Here is a 14420-nt window from a genome sequence, read left to right on the forward strand (position 1 = left end):
GGCGGAAATGAAGACCTGTCGCCCACTTTCCTCATATTGCATTGTCCATAGCGGATTTTGCAATGACAGGCTGCGAGCGCCATGTACATTTTTTAGTCACATTTCATATGTATCTATTGAAAAGTAACTTTGACTTTTAGCGTAAGGTAAGGTTTGTAGGGTCGGTTCCTGTAAAGTCTGATGCTTTTACAGTGAGAACAAAATCATGACCGGTTTTATCTTCCTGTATGGTTTTGAATATACCGCTCTAAAGTTCTTCGATATGCCCATGATAATATTTGAAGCTGCTATTTTCGATATTCTTTGTGATGTTGACTAAGCTCAAAAATTAACAGATACTTGTACCGATATTTATATTTATATGGAGAACAAACACATGAAAAACAAATTTTTTATTTTTGCGATGTTCGCTGCCATTTTTCTTGCATCGTGTAACATCGGCCCTGAAACTCCATCTGTTCCTGTTCAAGATATTTCAATCACAAAGCACGGGACTTCTCTTTCTTTGGTAAACGGAACTGAATATCAAATTGAGGCTGCCGTATTGCCTGAAAATGCGACCGATAAGAAAATTTCATATTCTTCAAGCGACAAAAATATTGCCGCAGTCAATGAAAAAGGGCTCATCTTTGCAAAGTCTGTCGGAACTGCGTCTATCACGCTAAAAGCGGCAGATGGCGTTTCTAAAACGATAAGCGTAACCGTAACTGCGGCACGCATAAACGTAACGGAAATTGCCGTTCCTTCTACTGACGAAAATATTTCTATTGTAAAAGGCAGAACTCATCGGCTTAACGCTACAGTCAAGCCTGATAACGCAACCGATAAAACTCTGACATATTCTTCCAACCATGAAGATATTGCATCTGTTGATACAAACGGTTTGATTACCGCAAAGAAAGTCGGTGCTGCGGCACTGACGATAACCGCCGCAGATGGCATCACAAAAACTGTAAACGTAACCGTAACAGAAGCCGAAGTTGCCGTTACTGACATTGAATTTGACCCGCCGCTTCCTGCGCAGCCGATCGAGTTGGGCGTTGGTCAAGAATATAAAATCAATGCAAAAGTAAAACCTGACAACGCTACGAATAAATATGTCCGCATTACTAACAATGCTCCGGACTATATTTCTGTAAGTGGTGAAACTGTGGAAGGCACAAAAGAGGGCGATGCGCAAGTGACTGTTGAATCTGCGTCCAACTCTGAAGTCAAAAAAATTATAAAATTTAAGATAAAACAGAAACCTTCGATTAAAATAAAAACGCTTCCTACTGTATGCGAAAGTAACGGTGGGGAAGTTACGTTTAAACTAGAAACGCTCAACGGAAAATTGAACTATAAGCTTGATGTTGTGAAAGGCGGCTCAAAGTGGATAAGCTTTGTCAGTAACGACACCTCAAACCCTGCTGAAGACACAATAAAACTAAACGTTTCTCAAAACAAAACAGTGTGGGCTAGAACTGCGGATATAAAGTTCATAGACAAAAGCACAAATCAATACGTCAAGGGCGACGATAAAAAAGACTTAACAGTGAAACTTGAGCAAAAAGCAAACGAGAATCCTACTGTGATAACAAAATGGGTACACGGGGTCGAAAAGCCGAATAATGGAGAAAAGGTTCCGGTATTGGGCGAGGATGGAGCTCCATTACAAGAAGGCGGACAGACGCTCCACTACAATTCTGATTATGTCTCTGTGTGGAAAGAAAATGAAAATACAAAGTTCTTCAATGTACGAAAACTGAAATTTGTAATGCCTGCTACTATGACCACCTATTGTTATCAAGGTTCTGATTCCAACATGTGTTGGGCAATGACTGCGAGCAACATGCTACATTGGTGGGGTGAGCAAAACAAAGAGTTAATAAATAGATATAAAAATAAATACGGCTCTACCTACGATTTTTCATATACGAAAGGATTGCAAGATAACAAAGAATACGAGAAAAGTAAAATTGCGGCTTTATTCAGAAGTAATTGTGTAAATAGCGGAAACGAGATTAGAAACGGTCTTGAAGGATTTTTATTTTCATCTGCTAACAGCCCATTTAAGAGAATCTCAAGTCCAAAGTATTTTGACAAAGTTTTCAGTAAAGATAATAATATCGTGAATGTAGAGACACCTCACTCAAAAAAAGAGTTTGAAAGAATTCTAAAAGAAGCATTCAATTCTAAAAAAGCGATAGGATTAGATACGCACGATGGAGGTGGGAATTTGCACGCTATAACACTTTGGGGTGCTGCATTTGATGGAGATGAAAATATTATTGCAATTTATATTGCAGATAACAACAATCCGAACAATGAAATGATTACCTATGGAATTCATTATCAAAAAGATATCTATGAAGAAAACGAAGAAGAAAACAATTATCCGTACCTTATAAACTATGCAGTAAAAAAGTCTATTATCAATATAGATAAATGGATAGATAGAATCACCACGCTCGACAAAGGCGAAACACAATGGCAGGCATGGAGTGACAGCAATCCATAAACTAAAATCATAACAAAAAAGCGTTCTTGCTTTTCGCTAGACAATTTATAAAAAGTTACTAAAATTATAGATACGATTCTAAAAAAAATAAATGGAGTAGTATATATGAAAATAGGATTCGGAAGCGACCATTCTGGAGTTGCATTAAAAAATATTTTGATGGAGCACGTGCGCAATAAAGGATACGAATGTGTCGATTACGGTGCGAAAGATTCGAGTGTTCCTGCAAATTACGCCGAATACGGCTTAAAAGTTGCCGAAGCGATTAAATCGCACGAAGTTGAAAAAGGCGTTATGGTGTGCGGATCTGGCGTCGGCATTTCTCTTGCTGCAAACAAGGTTCCGGGAGTGAGGGCTGCGGCGTGCAGCGAACCGTGTACGGCAAAGCTCGCCGTCGAACACAGCGACATAAACGCTGTCGCCATGGGCGTATGCATCGTCGGGCCCGAAGAAGCAAAAATGATTGTCGATGCCTTTCTCGATGCCCGCTTTGAAGGCGGCGTCTACACGGAACGGGTCGACACTCTTTCCGCGATAGAAAGAAAATACGGCAAATAAACGCGGTCGGCGGATCGGCGGCTTTTGCGGACTTTATTGCAATGCGGCTTTTTCTATTTCCGCAGCCAAAATTTTTGCCGATGCCGAATTAAAATGAACGCCGTCTACGCTTGCGTTCAAACCTCGTGCTTTTGCGAACATGTCTTTACAAAACGGCAACAGCGTCATTATGACGGCATCTATAAGCCTGAACGCAAAACCGTGTTTCCATGTATAGGTACGCTTGTCGGGCGGAAGCATTTCTTTTTGCAGTTCGTATATATCGATGAAAGAATAGTTATATTTTTGCACCAATCGTTTGATAACGGCGTTTCTTCGTACCGTCTTTTCGTGCGGAAAATTTTTTAAATTAATAAACGGCATTCCGAAAACGATTACGCGTTTGTTTTTTTCGGAACATAAGTGCAAAAGTCTGTCGTATTCGCGTTCAAAGATATCGTCGTTTTCTATGCACCGTTTTATTTTGCAGCGCAGATTCATTGTCAAAAACCAAAACAAAGAAAGGGATTTTAAATACGGCAGCAGAATATCGTTTGTACCGATTCCGAGGATGAATGTACCGCCCCCGTGTCGGGGCTTATCGATTATTTTTTTGAGCCGGTCGTAAGCGCCTCTAAGCGTGTCGCCGTTTTTTCCTTTGTTTACGGCATGAATTTTTTTGTTTAAAAAATGAATATACGAATAGCCGACATTACCGAATGTTAAGCTGTCGCCGATGCAGATGAGTTTCATTCGACGCTGATTACGGTTCGTTTGCCGTCTTCAATAATAACGGCTTGCGAATTATTGATTGCACATATTTCAAGCGCCGGAAAGGCTTGCATAATTTGCTCCGTAGCTTTTTTGAAAGGCGCGGTAAGATAATGCGGCAGGACATAAAAATCGATAAGCTTTAATCCCGCATAGTCGCTTTGCGAATAATCCTTTGGAATCGGATCCATTTTCTCAATATAAGAAATTGTTGGTGCGCATACGATAGCCCCTGCCGACTCTCCGATAAATAATTTCCCTTTTTCCAGCTGCCGTTTTAAAAGTTTATCCGTTCCGGTTTTTCGTAAACAGTCGATGAGGAAAAACGAATTACCGCCGGTAAAATAAATAACGTCGGCATCGTCAAACAGCGTTTTTATTTTCGAAAATTCTTCGGTCGAAATATCGGTTTCCGTCAGCAAGGCGCCCGCTTTTTTGAATAATTTACGTGCCGAACCGACATATCCCGTATAGCCTTCGTGTATTGATGCGGTCGGAATGAACAGAACCTTTTTCCCCGCAATTTGCTCTTCGACGGCGGAGCCGACGCTTGGAAAATGTGAACATAAAAATAAACGCATGCTTTGTACTCTCCTTTAGATACACATAGTATCACTTTTATATTTATATTTACAGCCCGGCAAGGTATTGATACAACTGCGAGTGCAGGGATCGCATTTCGTCGGGCGCTTTCATCGAGTGCCGGTACATAAATAAATTTCCGAAGCGGCTTTTAAAAACTTGAGTAAAGACGGCTTGCAGAACCGGAGCCGGCAGCAGTCTCAAAAGGTGCATTTTCGGCGGCGAAAGTTTTACTCCCGAACGGTACAATTTTTGAAAATTGTTTTTTATTTGCCGTGCCGTACCGTTCATAATGCCCGCTTCTTTCCAAACCTCTTCCGGATTTTCGGCTTTATAATACGCATCGGCAATCGGGACAACCAGCGCCAAATGGCAGAGCTGCCATGCATGCATGTCTTTTACGATTCGGTACGGTACACCCGCCGTCTTAAAAACGGCTGCGAGTTTTTTCAACCGCTCCGACATCTTCCCGCCGATTTCGGCGAATGTCGTAGCCTGAATTAGAGGCGGCGTAAAATCAGCTTTCAGCACGCCGTCTTCATAGCTACCGCCCGCCCCCGGGAACACAGGGATAATGCGCCCTTTACCGCACAGGCGCTCCCAGTCGGCGTAAGGTTCAAGCGTATTGACCATTGTAACGATGTTCGGGCTGCCGTTTGACCGGAGTTCTTCGAGCGCCGTATGCACTTGATTTTCTTTTACCGTCAAAAAGATAAAATCATAGACATCATCGGTTCGCAGTGTGTCGATGACTTTAACGTTTGCTTTATACGTTTTGCCGTTTTTTTCATACAGCAAGCCGCGTGTTTTCAGCGTTTCAAGTTTTTTTCCTCGAGCGTACACCGTTGTATCATAGCCCGTTTTGGCGAACGCAGCGGCATACAAACTGCCGATTACGCCAGCCCCGTAGATTAAAAGTTTCATTTGTCGATTGCGGTCTCCTCTGAATTGAAAATTATTTCACAAATAGATTTCCGTATAAAAAAGTAAGATATTGATGGAAACTCAACTATTTTTTCCTTTTTGCATTTTATGTAATTCGGCGATATAATTCAAACCAAAAGTTTCAATTTCGTCTAACACTTTTTGAAATTTAGTTCCCAATTTACTTAAAGAGTATTCAACATGAGGCGGGACTTCGGCAAAGACTTTTCGGTCGATTAGTTTATCTTTTTCAAGCTGACGCAGCTGTCTTGTTAAAACAGTTCGAGTTGTTGTAGGCATTAATCTTTGAAGTTCATTAAACCTTTTTGTGCCCGTACTCAGATGATATAAAATTATAATCGCCCATTTCCCTTGCAATACTCTTTGAGTAGTAGCGAAGGGGCACTTATCATAAATCGACATCATAAAAAACTCCTTTGCGGTAGTATATTAGATACCATGTATTATAAATGTTTGTACTTGTAAAATCAAGATAAGGGAGTATAATAATACCCATGGAAGAGAGGAATCCTTCTAAATATTTACCGGAGGAATTTTATGAAAAATGAAACAATGAAGGTATTTGGTGCTTATCGCGATGCATTGGAAAGAGGTGATTTTACGGGAGTTTTTGCAACAATCTCCGATGCTATTGTATGGCACATGGGAGGCGAAAGTTCGCTTTCAGGTACGGTTGTAGGGAAACAGGCACTGGGAGAGCGTTTAGGAGAATTTGCAAAAAGGAGCGGCGGTACATTTAAAGTTATTACCAATTGGGCTGCAAGTAACGATTGTTTTGTTGCTGCAAGTGTTGTTTCCGTAGCGCAGAGAGGTTCTGACAAGTTAAATGATCCGGGCATTGATCTATTCAAAATAGAAAACGGCAAGATACAAGAAGTATGGACTTTTGCCGAACAACAATCGGCAGAAGATACATTTTGGGACAAAGTATAGAATTTTTATGTGTTGTAGGTAATTCATCATAGTAAACCAAAGACGTCTAACATCCGCTCCAAGTTGATATTGCTTCAGTGCAATGATGCGGGTTGAGCGGAACTAAGTGTAGCATTGGGCAGGGGTGAATATGCTGAAAAGCGGAAAAGTCATATTTTCTTTCAATGAGTAAATATACTTGACAATATATCCTCGTCAATATATATTTTTCTTGTGGGAAAAACAATTATAAGTGAAGATAGTCGTTTTGAATGGGATGAGGATAAAAATCTTGCCAATATTGAAAAGCATGGAATAGCTTTTGAAGAAATATTGGAAGTATTTGACGATCCTGCATTTTTGACAGGATATGATTTCGAGCATTCCGAAAAAGAAGATAGATATTACGGAATCGGAAATTTAAATGGCATATTGATAGTGTTGGTCTTTTTTACCGAGAAGAAGAACAGAATACGGTTAATATCCGCACGGCAAGCAGATAAAGACTTGAGGGAGGAATATTATGATTACTTCAAAAAAATTAACGGCTGAAAGATTGGAAGAAATAAAAAATTATCCTATATCGTATGATGAGGATAGTCCTAAATTAACAAAGAAACAAATTGCAAGGCTAAGACCGGCGCATGAAGCATATTGGAATGTAACACCCGTTAAAAAAACAATTTCTATAAAAATAGATGCCGATATTCTTGCGGTCCTTCAGGCGTTAGGTAAAGGCTATCAGACCAGAATAAACAGTATTTTAAGAAAAGCTATTACGACAGGTGATTATTAATTTAACATTTATCCTCAGCGTATGCCTTCCAATAAGTCCGGTATGTTGTTGTATTAAGTATGCGGACTCTTTTTCTAGTTGTGTTTGTTCGGGTTGAAAGCCGATGTAAAAGTTGTAGAAATCGGTGATGAAACTGTTATTGACGGAATAAAATCTAAATGGGTTAAAATATTACTTCCAATTGAAACGATAAAAAATAATAAAAATATATATGGTTGGGTTTTCGGCGGTTATTTAACAGATAAATTAGAACCAGTGAAGCTTTGCAGCCAATTATCAAGGAAGCGCATTTGCTTTTCCGTATGAAACCAGTGTTCCCCGTTTTTCATGACGGTAAGCGTTGCGCCGATTTGATGTGCAAATTCGGAAATTATTTTAAAAGATGTCAGATTGTCTTTTGCGCCGTACAAAATATGTGTCGGCGCCGCCCAACGAACAGGATGTTCCCTTACATAACGAAGGTATTTCCACGAAAGTTTTTCTCCGAAAGGAGTATCGATTTCACCCTTATCGCGGAGTTCGTTTTCGCTTACATTAGCCTTCTTCATCATGTTTATAATCAGATTTTCCATGTTCACAACGGGAGAAATAAAATATGCTTTTTCTATCGGCATATCGGATAAAACGTGCATGGCAAAAACGCGCCAATACTGTTTGCTATAAGCATCACGGATTTGGAGTCTTTAAAAACGGAATCAAAATACGGCGAAAATTCTTTTTTTGCTTCCCGCTGCTCTTATTATGTTCTCCAGTTTTCCCATTTCAATAGCGGAATATTTTTAAAATACTTTGTCTTATTGGTTACTAAAGTCAAATCATTGTAAATTGCCGTCGCTGCAATAAATAGATCCATGTCTTCTATTCTCATTGCTTTGGAATACATGTTCGCTTTTATATCGGCAAATAGTTCCATAATACCGATATTCAACTCTTCGACAGGGTAAATTTCGCGAATACGATTCACTTTTAGCATATTAGTCCGTTCATTCTGCGAGCGTTTTGCACCGAATACAAGCTCTGCATACGTAATCATCGAAATCGAAATAGGGATATTTTTGTTTTCCTCAAATTTTGCCAACACAGTCTTGTCCCCTCGCAGCGCAAATATTATGATGTCGGTATCAATCAAATATGCCATCTACAGCCTCGAATCTTGTTGAATTGACGCGGGAAGTTCTTATATCATCAATAATTTCTTCTGCACTTCTTGTATCTTCCCATGCTCCTGAAAGTTTCAAAAATTCTTCTGTGGCATTTTTGTGTTTTACGGGAACGGAAGTAAAATAATTTTGCAAAATGGTAACGACTTGTTGGCTGATTGAGCGGTTATCACGTTTTGCGGCGAATTTCAATCTGTCGTATAAGCGGTCATCCATGTCGCGGACTTGTAACATTGCCATATTTTGCCTCCATTTATAGTATACGGCAGACTGCATGAGAAATCAAGCAAAGTTCATGATTTCTTTTTCAAGCTATTATCCGACAAAAACAAATGGGACTTCTTGACTTTTTCTCTCGTTCGGTGCATTATAGACAGACACTCGTTCTGTGAGTTTTTTTTTCTTTGTACGGTTAGCGTCATCTAACATGCAAAACAAAACCGAAGGAGCTGATTTTTGAAACGTAACAGTAAGAAACCTGAAGTCCGTAAACAGGAATTGATTGAAATTGCGGCAAAGCTCTTTGCAGAAAAAGGATATGAAGCGGTATCCGTACGGGACATCCTTGATGTCGTTGACGGCGCCCCCGGTATGTTTTATTACTATTTTAAGTCAAAGCAAGATATTTACGTTGCAGCTATGGAGCAATACATTTCCGAACGCTTGGAGCGAAAATGCCGGATGCTTGAGGATGATACCGTTCCGTTTCATAAAAAACTCGCTGCATTCCGCAGTATGATTCGGGAAGATATCAACGGGTATACGAAGCGGTTTATATCAAAAGGCAATGCGTCCATTTCGGATGCTTCGTATAAAATTTGGGATTTTCTGCAAATGTTAAACCGCATGGTTAAACCTTACGCAAAGTTTCTTTTGCAGGCATACAATGAAAGGCATTTATCCGATAGGCTAAAATTAACGGAAGAAAATGCGGAACTGTTTGCGACATTTATACTGTACGGTTCTTGGGGAACTATCTATAACGGAAAGTTTACCAAGAGCGATAAAAATTTCACGATGGAGGATGTGATAGCGGTTACCGATAAGCTTTTGCAATAACGATACATATACATAATAATGATCACTTCTAATACAACCTGATAAAATATGGAAGGATTGAGAAGTGTGCACTATCAGATATTTTTTTTACTACGGCAACGGGAATGATCCTTACGGACATTCCTGTTGTTGCGTTTTAGGGAGTGTTGAACGAATTCTGTCTGTCGATTTTAAATCTACAAGTTCACACACTGAACTTAAAAAAATAATGCGATGCTAATGCGCATAATTATAATTATAAGGAGTGTTTTATGGACAATCAAAAAAACACAAAGTCTTCCAGAGGGGCGATTGCCGCAGGACTTTTTATCGCGCTCTATCTTGTAACCTATGTTATCATCGGCGCGATATGTATGCCTGTTGCAGTGCTTTTCTTGCTGATGCCGGAGCTGGTGGCATTCTTTGCAGCGCCTATCTATCATATGATGCTGACAAAGGCGCCCGGATGGATTTCGATCTTTCTTGCAGCGGTTATTCCCAGTCTGTTCTTAATTGCAACCGGGCATATTCCCATTGCGCCGTTGGTTGCTGTACCGGCAGGTCTCATCGCCGTATTGTTGGCAAAAAAAGGGCAATACAAAAGCTTTAAGTGGAACGCAATCAGCCATACGATTTTTTCACTCAATCTATTCGGAGGATTCCTTCCTATTTGGGTTATGCGGGAGTATTTTTTTCAGCATACGCTTGAAGGCGGCATGAGCAAAGCGTTTTGTGATACGGTGCGATCGCTTACTCCATGGTGGGTACTTCCGGTTATGATGATTGCAACGGCGCTCTGTTCGCTGCTCGGCTCTTTGTTTACAAAAAAAGTATTGCATAAACGTTTGGAAAAAGCAGGCATTGTATGAAGCAGGTAGCGGGCGGAATATATAAAACAAAACAGCAGAATAACGGATTAGTGTTTGATCCCAGAACTAAATTGATATTACTGATTGAGTTTGATATTCTGATGTTTTTAGGCCGCTCGCTATTCTATGAAATGGGGGTGTTCTTGCTGTGTTCCCTCATTCTTGCGGTCGGAGGACACCGGAGAAACGCAATCAAGTGTATCGGCATCTTTGCAGTCTGCGCCGCTATTGAACAACTGATACACCCCTATATGTCTCATTTTTTGATTTCGCTGGTTTACTTTGCCGTTGCGCTTATACGCAAAGTTTTACCGATTTTTATTTTAACAAAGTGGTCTGTTGAAACAACAAAGGTGAGCGCTTTTGTAGCTGCACTGTGGAAGATGCGCCTTCCAAAAAATATGATTATAACCGGCTCCGTAATTTTTCGCTGCTTTCCTACCATTCGGGAAGAATGGACTGCAATTCAATCCGCGATGCGTATGCGGGGAATTGAATGTAATGCGCGGAGTCTTTTATTCAAACCGTCGGAAACGATTACGTATATATTGATTCCCCTTTTTATTTCAATCTTGAACATCAGCGATGAACTGGCAGCCGCAGCACTATGCAGAGGGCTTGATAATCCGGGCACACATACCTGTATGACGGAGATAGGTTTCAAGCGGCAAGACGTAGCGCTTTTGATTCTTGTTACAGGTATTTTTGCCGGTGTGTGCATTGTTAGAATACTGGGAGTGAGGCTATGATCCATATCCAAAATGTTTCTTTTACGTATGAACAAGCGGATACGCCAAGCCTCAAAAACATCAACCTTTCTGTTAAAACAGGCGAATGCGTCTTGCTCTGCGGAAAAAGCGGGTGCGGAAAAACCTCGCTGATACGGCTCCTCTGCGGTATGCTGCCTGACTTTTATAACGGAGTTTTTACAGGCAGTGTGTCGGTGAAAGGAATTGATCCCGTTACCGCACCGATGTATGAGATTGCAAAAACGGTCGGTACCGTTTTTCAAAATCCGCGTACACAGTTTTACACCGTTAATACGACAAGTGAAATTGCATTCGGATGTGAAAATTTCGGAATGGAGCCGAAACTCATTCGAGATAGAGTATATGAAACCGCCGATGCGCTGCATATAAACGCGCTCCTTGATCGAAACATTTTTCAACTTTCAGGCGGAGAAAAACAAAAAATCGCATTTGCAAGTATTTACGCCGTTAATCCCGATATTTACGTCTTGGATGAACCTTCTTCCAATTTGGACAATCACGCTATCAATGAATTGCGATCGATGCTGCAGTTTTTAAAAGCGCACGGAAAAACCATCGTCATCGCGGAACACCGAATCCGGTATCTCAAAGAATTGGCGGATCGTGCGGTATATATGAAAGAAGGACAAATTGAAAAAGAATACACCATGCAGGAATTGGATTCTATGTCGATTTCAGAACGGATGGAAACCGGTATACGGCCGGTTTCATTAGGCGGTTTTTCTTCTATTATAAAAGAGCAGAGCGAAAGCAGCGGAGATATCGGCGGTAATGCATCGATACAAATGAAAGACGTTTGTTTTTCTTATACGAAATATAAGGGACAGTCTTCGCTCACTATACCGGATGCTTGTTTTCCGGCAGGAACCGTCATTGCGGTTACCGGAAACAATGGGGCGGGAAAATCGACATTGGTTTCAGTGATAGGCGGATTATTAAAAAATAAGAAAGGCACTGTTAAGCTAAACGGAAATATTCAATCGGCAAAAGAACGCTTATTCGTGAGCTATATGGTGATGCAGGAAGTAAATCATCAGTTGTTTACGGACAGTGTAAAGGAAGAAATTGTGCTTGGCGTTAAAAATCCGGACGAGGAGGCATTGCATGCCGTTTTGAGCAAGATGGATATAGAACGTTTAATAGACCGCCATCCTATGACGTTATCCGGCGGACAAAAACAACGTGTCGCGATTGCGGCAGCGGTCTTTTGCAAAAAGAAAATTTTGATCTTTGATGAACCGACAAGCGGTCTTGACTTCTTTCACATGATGCAAACGGCAGAACTCATTAAAACGCTGAAAGCCGATGACACCTATATATTTGTCATTACGCATGATTATGAATTGATTGCGGCGGCCTGTGATATCGCCGTTGAAGTGAAAAACGGCCGCATTGAATCGCAATACGTATTAGATATGTCGGGATTTGAGCGATTACAAAACTCTATGTTTTCGTGAGGTGATGAGAAGCCATCGTTGATTTTGAATACGGGGGCGGGACTGTATACGCTGCTTTGCTTGGTGTTATCATTTATTAAAAGATACGACGCGGTGTTGTATGCATGATTTACAATCAGGTTCGGCTCAAGTCCGCGAAAATGATATTGTATGTCGGGCAAGAACAACAAGCTCATACCGAGCGTATCGACAAGCATATCTTTGCCGCCTTGAATAGTAAAAAAGCGGACGTTCATTTTACTAATTTTCTTTGAGATTATTGTAGTTTGTATTTTCTCAAATTTAGTACATAACAGATAGTTCCGTTGCATTGTGTATATCGACTGTCAGCGGATCTGGTAAAACGATACATTAAATTATACTTGTTTTTTCAAGTTTTATATCCTATCTCTGCATCTCTTTATTTTCTGTTTTTCTGCGGATATTTCTCAGCCAAAATCCTATGCCAAGATACATGAACATAGATAGCACTCCTGCAGATAAAGAGAAAACGAGCGCTGTTTGCGCGTGGATAACTACCGCACCCGATAGCAACAAAGGATTGATGTAGGCATCTTCCATTGTGTGCATAATAACCGCAGGCCATACACTTTTGGTGATTCTAAACATTTCAACATACATCACAATCCAACTCAGACAAACCAGAAATCCCCAAACAAAAAAGAAGGATCTGCTTACCGAGAATCCCATGTAGTCGTTTATTTCCTTTTGAGTAAGAAAGTACAAAACGTACGGCAAATGCCACATCCACCAAATAATACCGCTCACAATATAGAGTGTGTAATCTTTCAGTTTTAGTTTTAAAAGCTGATTTGTCAGATACGCACGCCATAAAGATTCTTCAAAAAAGTTTTTAATAAACTGAATGATTATTTGGCTGCCAAGAGTAGTCAATAAAACAGCACTATTCATCTTGCCGAGACTTATACCGTTAAAAAGTAAGCCGGTCAATATTATCAACGTTGCTACTACCGGATATATCAAAAATGAGACAAGATACATTGTTCGATGTTTTTTTATATTCAGATGATAACCGTGTTCCTTCCATGTATCACCGCAAAATGACCGTAAAATAATCACTAAAAATAAGGGACTGATAAGCCATATTCCCATTCCTGCCGTACCGGTATCGCCCATACCTGCATTCGTATAATCGGCATGTCCCATCATCCTATCGATAAAATATCCTACAAAGCCTATTACTGATATAAAAACAATAAATATCAAAAGATTTCTTTTTATTGTACGTGTATTTTCCATTAGATCATCTCCTATCTTAAAATAAACCTGCATTTATTTTCTTTTGCAATTCTTTGAACCATTTAATATGAAACTGTACCAAATCCGCCCCATGTTGTGCCGTCAACATTTCGTACTTATGTATGTCGGAAAAACTTTGGGCGATATTTTTGCTTTTTCCCGCACGCAACAACGCTGCGGCATAATCAGGATTATCGGCATAGTAATCAAGCAATTCTTTTTTGTTTGCTTCAATATCCTTGTTTACATCCAGTATTTGTTTTAGATATGTAAGTTCGCTTTCCAAATTTTTTATGACAGCGGAAATGAGTTCAACACGTTTATCGTTCGGTAAGATACCCATAAACAAAAGCTTCCCGAGTTCGGTATTTTTTCCTTGCGACATATCCATCGGGTTTTGCAGCCACATTAAAAATTCCTTCCTGCCGTTTTCTTTTATATGGTAATATTTTTTTTCCACATTCTTTTCTTTTACGGCAGTGTACGTAATAAGTCCGTTCGACAGTAGGTTTTTCAGAGCTGCTTGAATGCTCCCCATACTATCGCTGCACATAGAGCTGAAATTTTCGGCTATTATCGCTTTTAATTGATAAACCGTCATTTCCTTTAACATCAGTAAGCCGAGCAAAAAATATTTCATATACTTCATCTTCCCTGTTTACAGCATTACTATTAGATATATCTAATAGTAATAGTTTGGATGATAAATGTCAATAGCCGAAATAGAGGGATGTACTGTTTTTGTATCCGATCCGGAAGTGAATGTGCAATTCTGGTGTGTCTGTTTGGCGGAAAATGCAAGGGAGTATCAAGCGCTGTTTAA

General features: G+C 40.1%; 18 protein-coding genes and 1 pseudogene. 9 read left to right on the top strand and 10 right to left on the bottom strand.

The window, feature by feature from the left end; all coding sequences use genetic code 11:
* Positions 1-376: 376 nt before the first annotated feature.
* Both H9I37_RS03500 and rpiB read left to right on the top strand, forming a co-directional pair.
* Positions 377-2500, top strand: a complete 2124-nt coding sequence (locus H9I37_RS03500) for an IdeS/Mac family cysteine endopeptidase (RefSeq protein WP_187381094.1) — start codon at positions 377-379, stop codon at positions 2498-2500.
* A gap of 105 nt (positions 2501-2605) precedes the next feature.
* Entirely contained in the window at positions 2606-3058 is a 453-nt protein-coding gene (gene rpiB, locus H9I37_RS03505) for a ribose 5-phosphate isomerase B (RefSeq protein WP_187381095.1), read from the top strand.
* Positions 3059-3091: 33 nt separating this feature from the next.
* Here rpiB and H9I37_RS03510 read toward each other — a convergent pair whose 3' ends face one another.
* The 4 genes from H9I37_RS03510 to H9I37_RS03525 all read right to left on the bottom strand — a co-directional run bounded on the left by H9I37_RS03510 (position 3092) and on the right by H9I37_RS03525 (position 5740).
* Positions 3092-3790 carry an SGNH/GDSL hydrolase family protein gene (locus H9I37_RS03510; protein ID WP_187381096.1) on the bottom strand — a complete coding sequence of 233 codons (699 nt, stop codon included), beginning with the start codon at positions 3788-3790 and terminating at the stop codon, positions 3092-3094.
* On the bottom strand, positions 3787-4389 hold the full coding sequence (locus tag H9I37_RS03515; protein ID WP_187381097.1) for a Type 1 glutamine amidotransferase-like domain-containing protein: 603 nt from the start codon (positions 4387-4389) through the stop codon (positions 3787-3789). The genes H9I37_RS03510 and H9I37_RS03515 overlap by 4 nt, the downstream gene beginning before the upstream one ends.
* A 49-nt stretch (positions 4390-4438) precedes the next feature.
* Positions 4439-5314 (bottom strand): ketopantoate reductase family protein, encoded by an 876-nt coding sequence (locus H9I37_RS03520; protein WP_187381098.1) that lies wholly within the window; start codon positions 5312-5314, stop codon positions 4439-4441.
* Between the two features lie 81 nt (positions 5315-5395).
* Positions 5396-5740: a winged helix-turn-helix transcriptional regulator gene (locus H9I37_RS03525; protein ID WP_187381099.1), complete on the bottom strand. Its 345-nt coding sequence runs from the start codon at positions 5738-5740 to the stop codon at positions 5396-5398.
* 132 nt (positions 5741-5872) lie between these two features.
* On the opposite strand from H9I37_RS03525, the gene H9I37_RS03530 reads away from it, so the two are divergent.
* The 3 genes from H9I37_RS03530 to H9I37_RS03540 all read left to right on the top strand — a co-directional run bounded on the left by H9I37_RS03530 (position 5873) and on the right by H9I37_RS03540 (position 7043).
* Complete coding sequence (locus tag H9I37_RS03530) at positions 5873-6268, top strand: nuclear transport factor 2 family protein (protein WP_187381100.1); 396 nt, start codon at positions 5873-5875, stop codon at positions 6266-6268.
* Between the two features lie 198 nt (positions 6269-6466).
* The gene (locus tag H9I37_RS03535) at positions 6467-6799 is read left to right on the top strand and encodes a BrnT family toxin (RefSeq protein WP_187382513.1); all 333 of its coding nucleotides are present in this window, start codon (positions 6467-6469) and stop codon (positions 6797-6799) included.
* The gene (locus H9I37_RS03540; protein WP_187381101.1) at positions 6771-7043 is read left to right on the top strand and encodes a BrnA antitoxin family protein; all 273 of its coding nucleotides are present in this window, start codon (positions 6771-6773) and stop codon (positions 7041-7043) included. The genes H9I37_RS03535 and H9I37_RS03540 overlap by 29 nt, the downstream gene beginning before the upstream one ends.
* A 230-nt stretch (positions 7044-7273) precedes the next feature.
* Here H9I37_RS03540 and H9I37_RS03545 read toward each other — a convergent pair whose 3' ends face one another.
* The 3 genes from H9I37_RS03545 to H9I37_RS03555 all read right to left on the bottom strand — a co-directional run bounded on the left by H9I37_RS03545 (position 7274) and on the right by H9I37_RS03555 (position 8443).
* Positions 7274-7675 (bottom strand): alpha/beta fold hydrolase, encoded by a 402-nt coding sequence (locus tag H9I37_RS03545; RefSeq protein WP_255422476.1) that lies wholly within the window; start codon positions 7673-7675, stop codon positions 7274-7276.
* 107 nt (positions 7676-7782) lie between these two features.
* Positions 7783-8181, bottom strand: coding sequence for a PIN domain-containing protein (locus H9I37_RS03550; RefSeq protein ID WP_187381102.1), 399 nt, complete (start codon positions 8179-8181; stop codon positions 7783-7785).
* The gene (locus H9I37_RS03555; protein ID WP_187381103.1) at positions 8165-8443 is read right to left on the bottom strand and encodes an antitoxin; all 279 of its coding nucleotides are present in this window, start codon (positions 8441-8443) and stop codon (positions 8165-8167) included. Before H9I37_RS03555 ends, H9I37_RS03550 begins: the two co-directional genes overlap by 17 nt.
* 216 nt (positions 8444-8659) lie before the next feature.
* On the opposite strand from H9I37_RS03555, the gene H9I37_RS03560 reads away from it, so the two are divergent.
* The 4 genes from H9I37_RS03560 (at position 8660) to H9I37_RS03575 (ending at position 12337) form a co-directional block, all read left to right on the top strand.
* Complete coding sequence (locus tag H9I37_RS03560) at positions 8660-9262, top strand: TetR/AcrR family transcriptional regulator (protein ID WP_187381104.1); 603 nt, start codon at positions 8660-8662, stop codon at positions 9260-9262.
* A gap of 251 nt (positions 9263-9513) precedes the next feature.
* Positions 9514-10110, top strand: coding sequence for an MptD family putative ECF transporter S component (locus H9I37_RS03565; protein WP_187381105.1), 597 nt, complete (start codon positions 9514-9516; stop codon positions 10108-10110).
* Complete coding sequence (locus H9I37_RS03570) at positions 10107-10859, top strand: energy-coupling factor transporter transmembrane component T (protein WP_187381106.1); 753 nt, start codon at positions 10107-10109, stop codon at positions 10857-10859. The genes H9I37_RS03565 and H9I37_RS03570 overlap by 4 nt, the downstream gene beginning before the upstream one ends.
* Complete coding sequence (locus H9I37_RS03575) at positions 10856-12337, top strand: ABC transporter ATP-binding protein (RefSeq protein WP_187381107.1); 1482 nt, start codon at positions 10856-10858, stop codon at positions 12335-12337. Before H9I37_RS03570 ends, H9I37_RS03575 begins: the two co-directional genes overlap by 4 nt.
* A 74-nt stretch (positions 12338-12411) precedes the next feature.
* Here the strand turns inward: H9I37_RS03575 and H9I37_RS11605 are convergent.
* The 3 genes and pseudogenes from H9I37_RS11605 to H9I37_RS03590 all read right to left on the bottom strand — a co-directional run.
* Positions 12412-12648: pseudogene (locus H9I37_RS11605) on the bottom strand (DUF4261 domain-containing protein); the annotation flags it as partial.
* A 73-nt stretch (positions 12649-12721) separates the two neighbouring features.
* On the bottom strand, positions 12722-13597 hold the full coding sequence (locus H9I37_RS03585; protein WP_187381108.1) for a CPBP family intramembrane glutamic endopeptidase: 876 nt from the start codon (positions 13595-13597) through the stop codon (positions 12722-12724).
* A gap of 16 nt (positions 13598-13613) precedes the next feature.
* Positions 13614-14237, bottom strand: coding sequence for a PadR family transcriptional regulator (locus tag H9I37_RS03590; protein ID WP_255422477.1), 624 nt, complete (start codon positions 14235-14237; stop codon positions 13614-13616).
* Positions 14238-14420 lie beyond the last annotated feature (183 nt).

The organism is Treponema sp. Marseille-Q3903 (genome assembly GCF_014334335.1).
Classification (GTDB): domain Bacteria; phylum Spirochaetota; class Spirochaetia; order Treponematales; family Treponemataceae; genus Treponema_D.

Excerpts from the sequence above, each read along its gene's own strand:
- H9I37_RS03500 (WP_187381094.1), top strand. The coding sequence starts at position 377 with ATGAAAAACAAATTTTTTATTTTTGCGATGTTCGCTGCCATTTTTCTT.
- rpiB (WP_187381095.1), top strand. The coding sequence starts at position 2,606 with ATGAAAATAGGATTCGGAAGCGACCATTCTGGAGTTGCATTAAAAAAT.
- H9I37_RS03510 (WP_187381096.1), bottom strand. The coding sequence starts at position 3,790 with ATGAAACTCATCTGCATCGGCGACAGCTTAACATTCGGTAATGTCGGC.
- H9I37_RS03515 (WP_187381097.1), bottom strand. The coding sequence starts at position 4,389 with ATGCGTTTATTTTTATGTTCACATTTTCCAAGCGTCGGCTCCGCCGTC.
- H9I37_RS03520 (WP_187381098.1), bottom strand. The coding sequence starts at position 5,314 with ATGAAACTTTTAATCTACGGGGCTGGCGTAATCGGCAGTTTGTATGCC.
- H9I37_RS03525 (WP_187381099.1), bottom strand. The coding sequence starts at position 5,740 with ATGATGTCGATTTATGATAAGTGCCCCTTCGCTACTACTCAAAGAGTA.
- H9I37_RS03530 (WP_187381100.1), top strand. The coding sequence starts at position 5,873 with ATGAAAAATGAAACAATGAAGGTATTTGGTGCTTATCGCGATGCATTG.
- H9I37_RS03540 (WP_187381101.1), top strand. The coding sequence starts at position 6,771 with ATGATTACTTCAAAAAAATTAACGGCTGAAAGATTGGAAGAAATAAAA.
- H9I37_RS03545 (WP_255422476.1), bottom strand. The coding sequence starts at position 7,675 with ATGCACGTTTTATCCGATATGCCGATAGAAAAAGCATATTTTATTTCT.
- H9I37_RS03550 (WP_187381102.1), bottom strand. The coding sequence starts at position 8,181 with ATGGCATATTTGATTGATACCGACATCATAATATTTGCGCTGCGAGGG.
- H9I37_RS03555 (WP_187381103.1), bottom strand. The coding sequence starts at position 8,443 with ATGGCAATGTTACAAGTCCGCGACATGGATGACCGCTTATACGACAGA.
- H9I37_RS03565 (WP_187381105.1), top strand. The coding sequence starts at position 9,514 with ATGGACAATCAAAAAAACACAAAGTCTTCCAGAGGGGCGATTGCCGCA.
- H9I37_RS03570 (WP_187381106.1), top strand. The coding sequence starts at position 10,107 with ATGAAGCAGGTAGCGGGCGGAATATATAAAACAAAACAGCAGAATAAC.
- H9I37_RS03575 (WP_187381107.1), top strand. The coding sequence starts at position 10,856 with ATGATCCATATCCAAAATGTTTCTTTTACGTATGAACAAGCGGATACG.
- H9I37_RS03585 (WP_187381108.1), bottom strand. The coding sequence starts at position 13,597 with ATGGAAAATACACGTACAATAAAAAGAAATCTTTTGATATTTATTGTT.
- H9I37_RS03590 (WP_255422477.1), bottom strand. The coding sequence starts at position 14,237 with ATGAAATATTTTTTGCTCGGCTTACTGATGTTAAAGGAAATGACGGTT.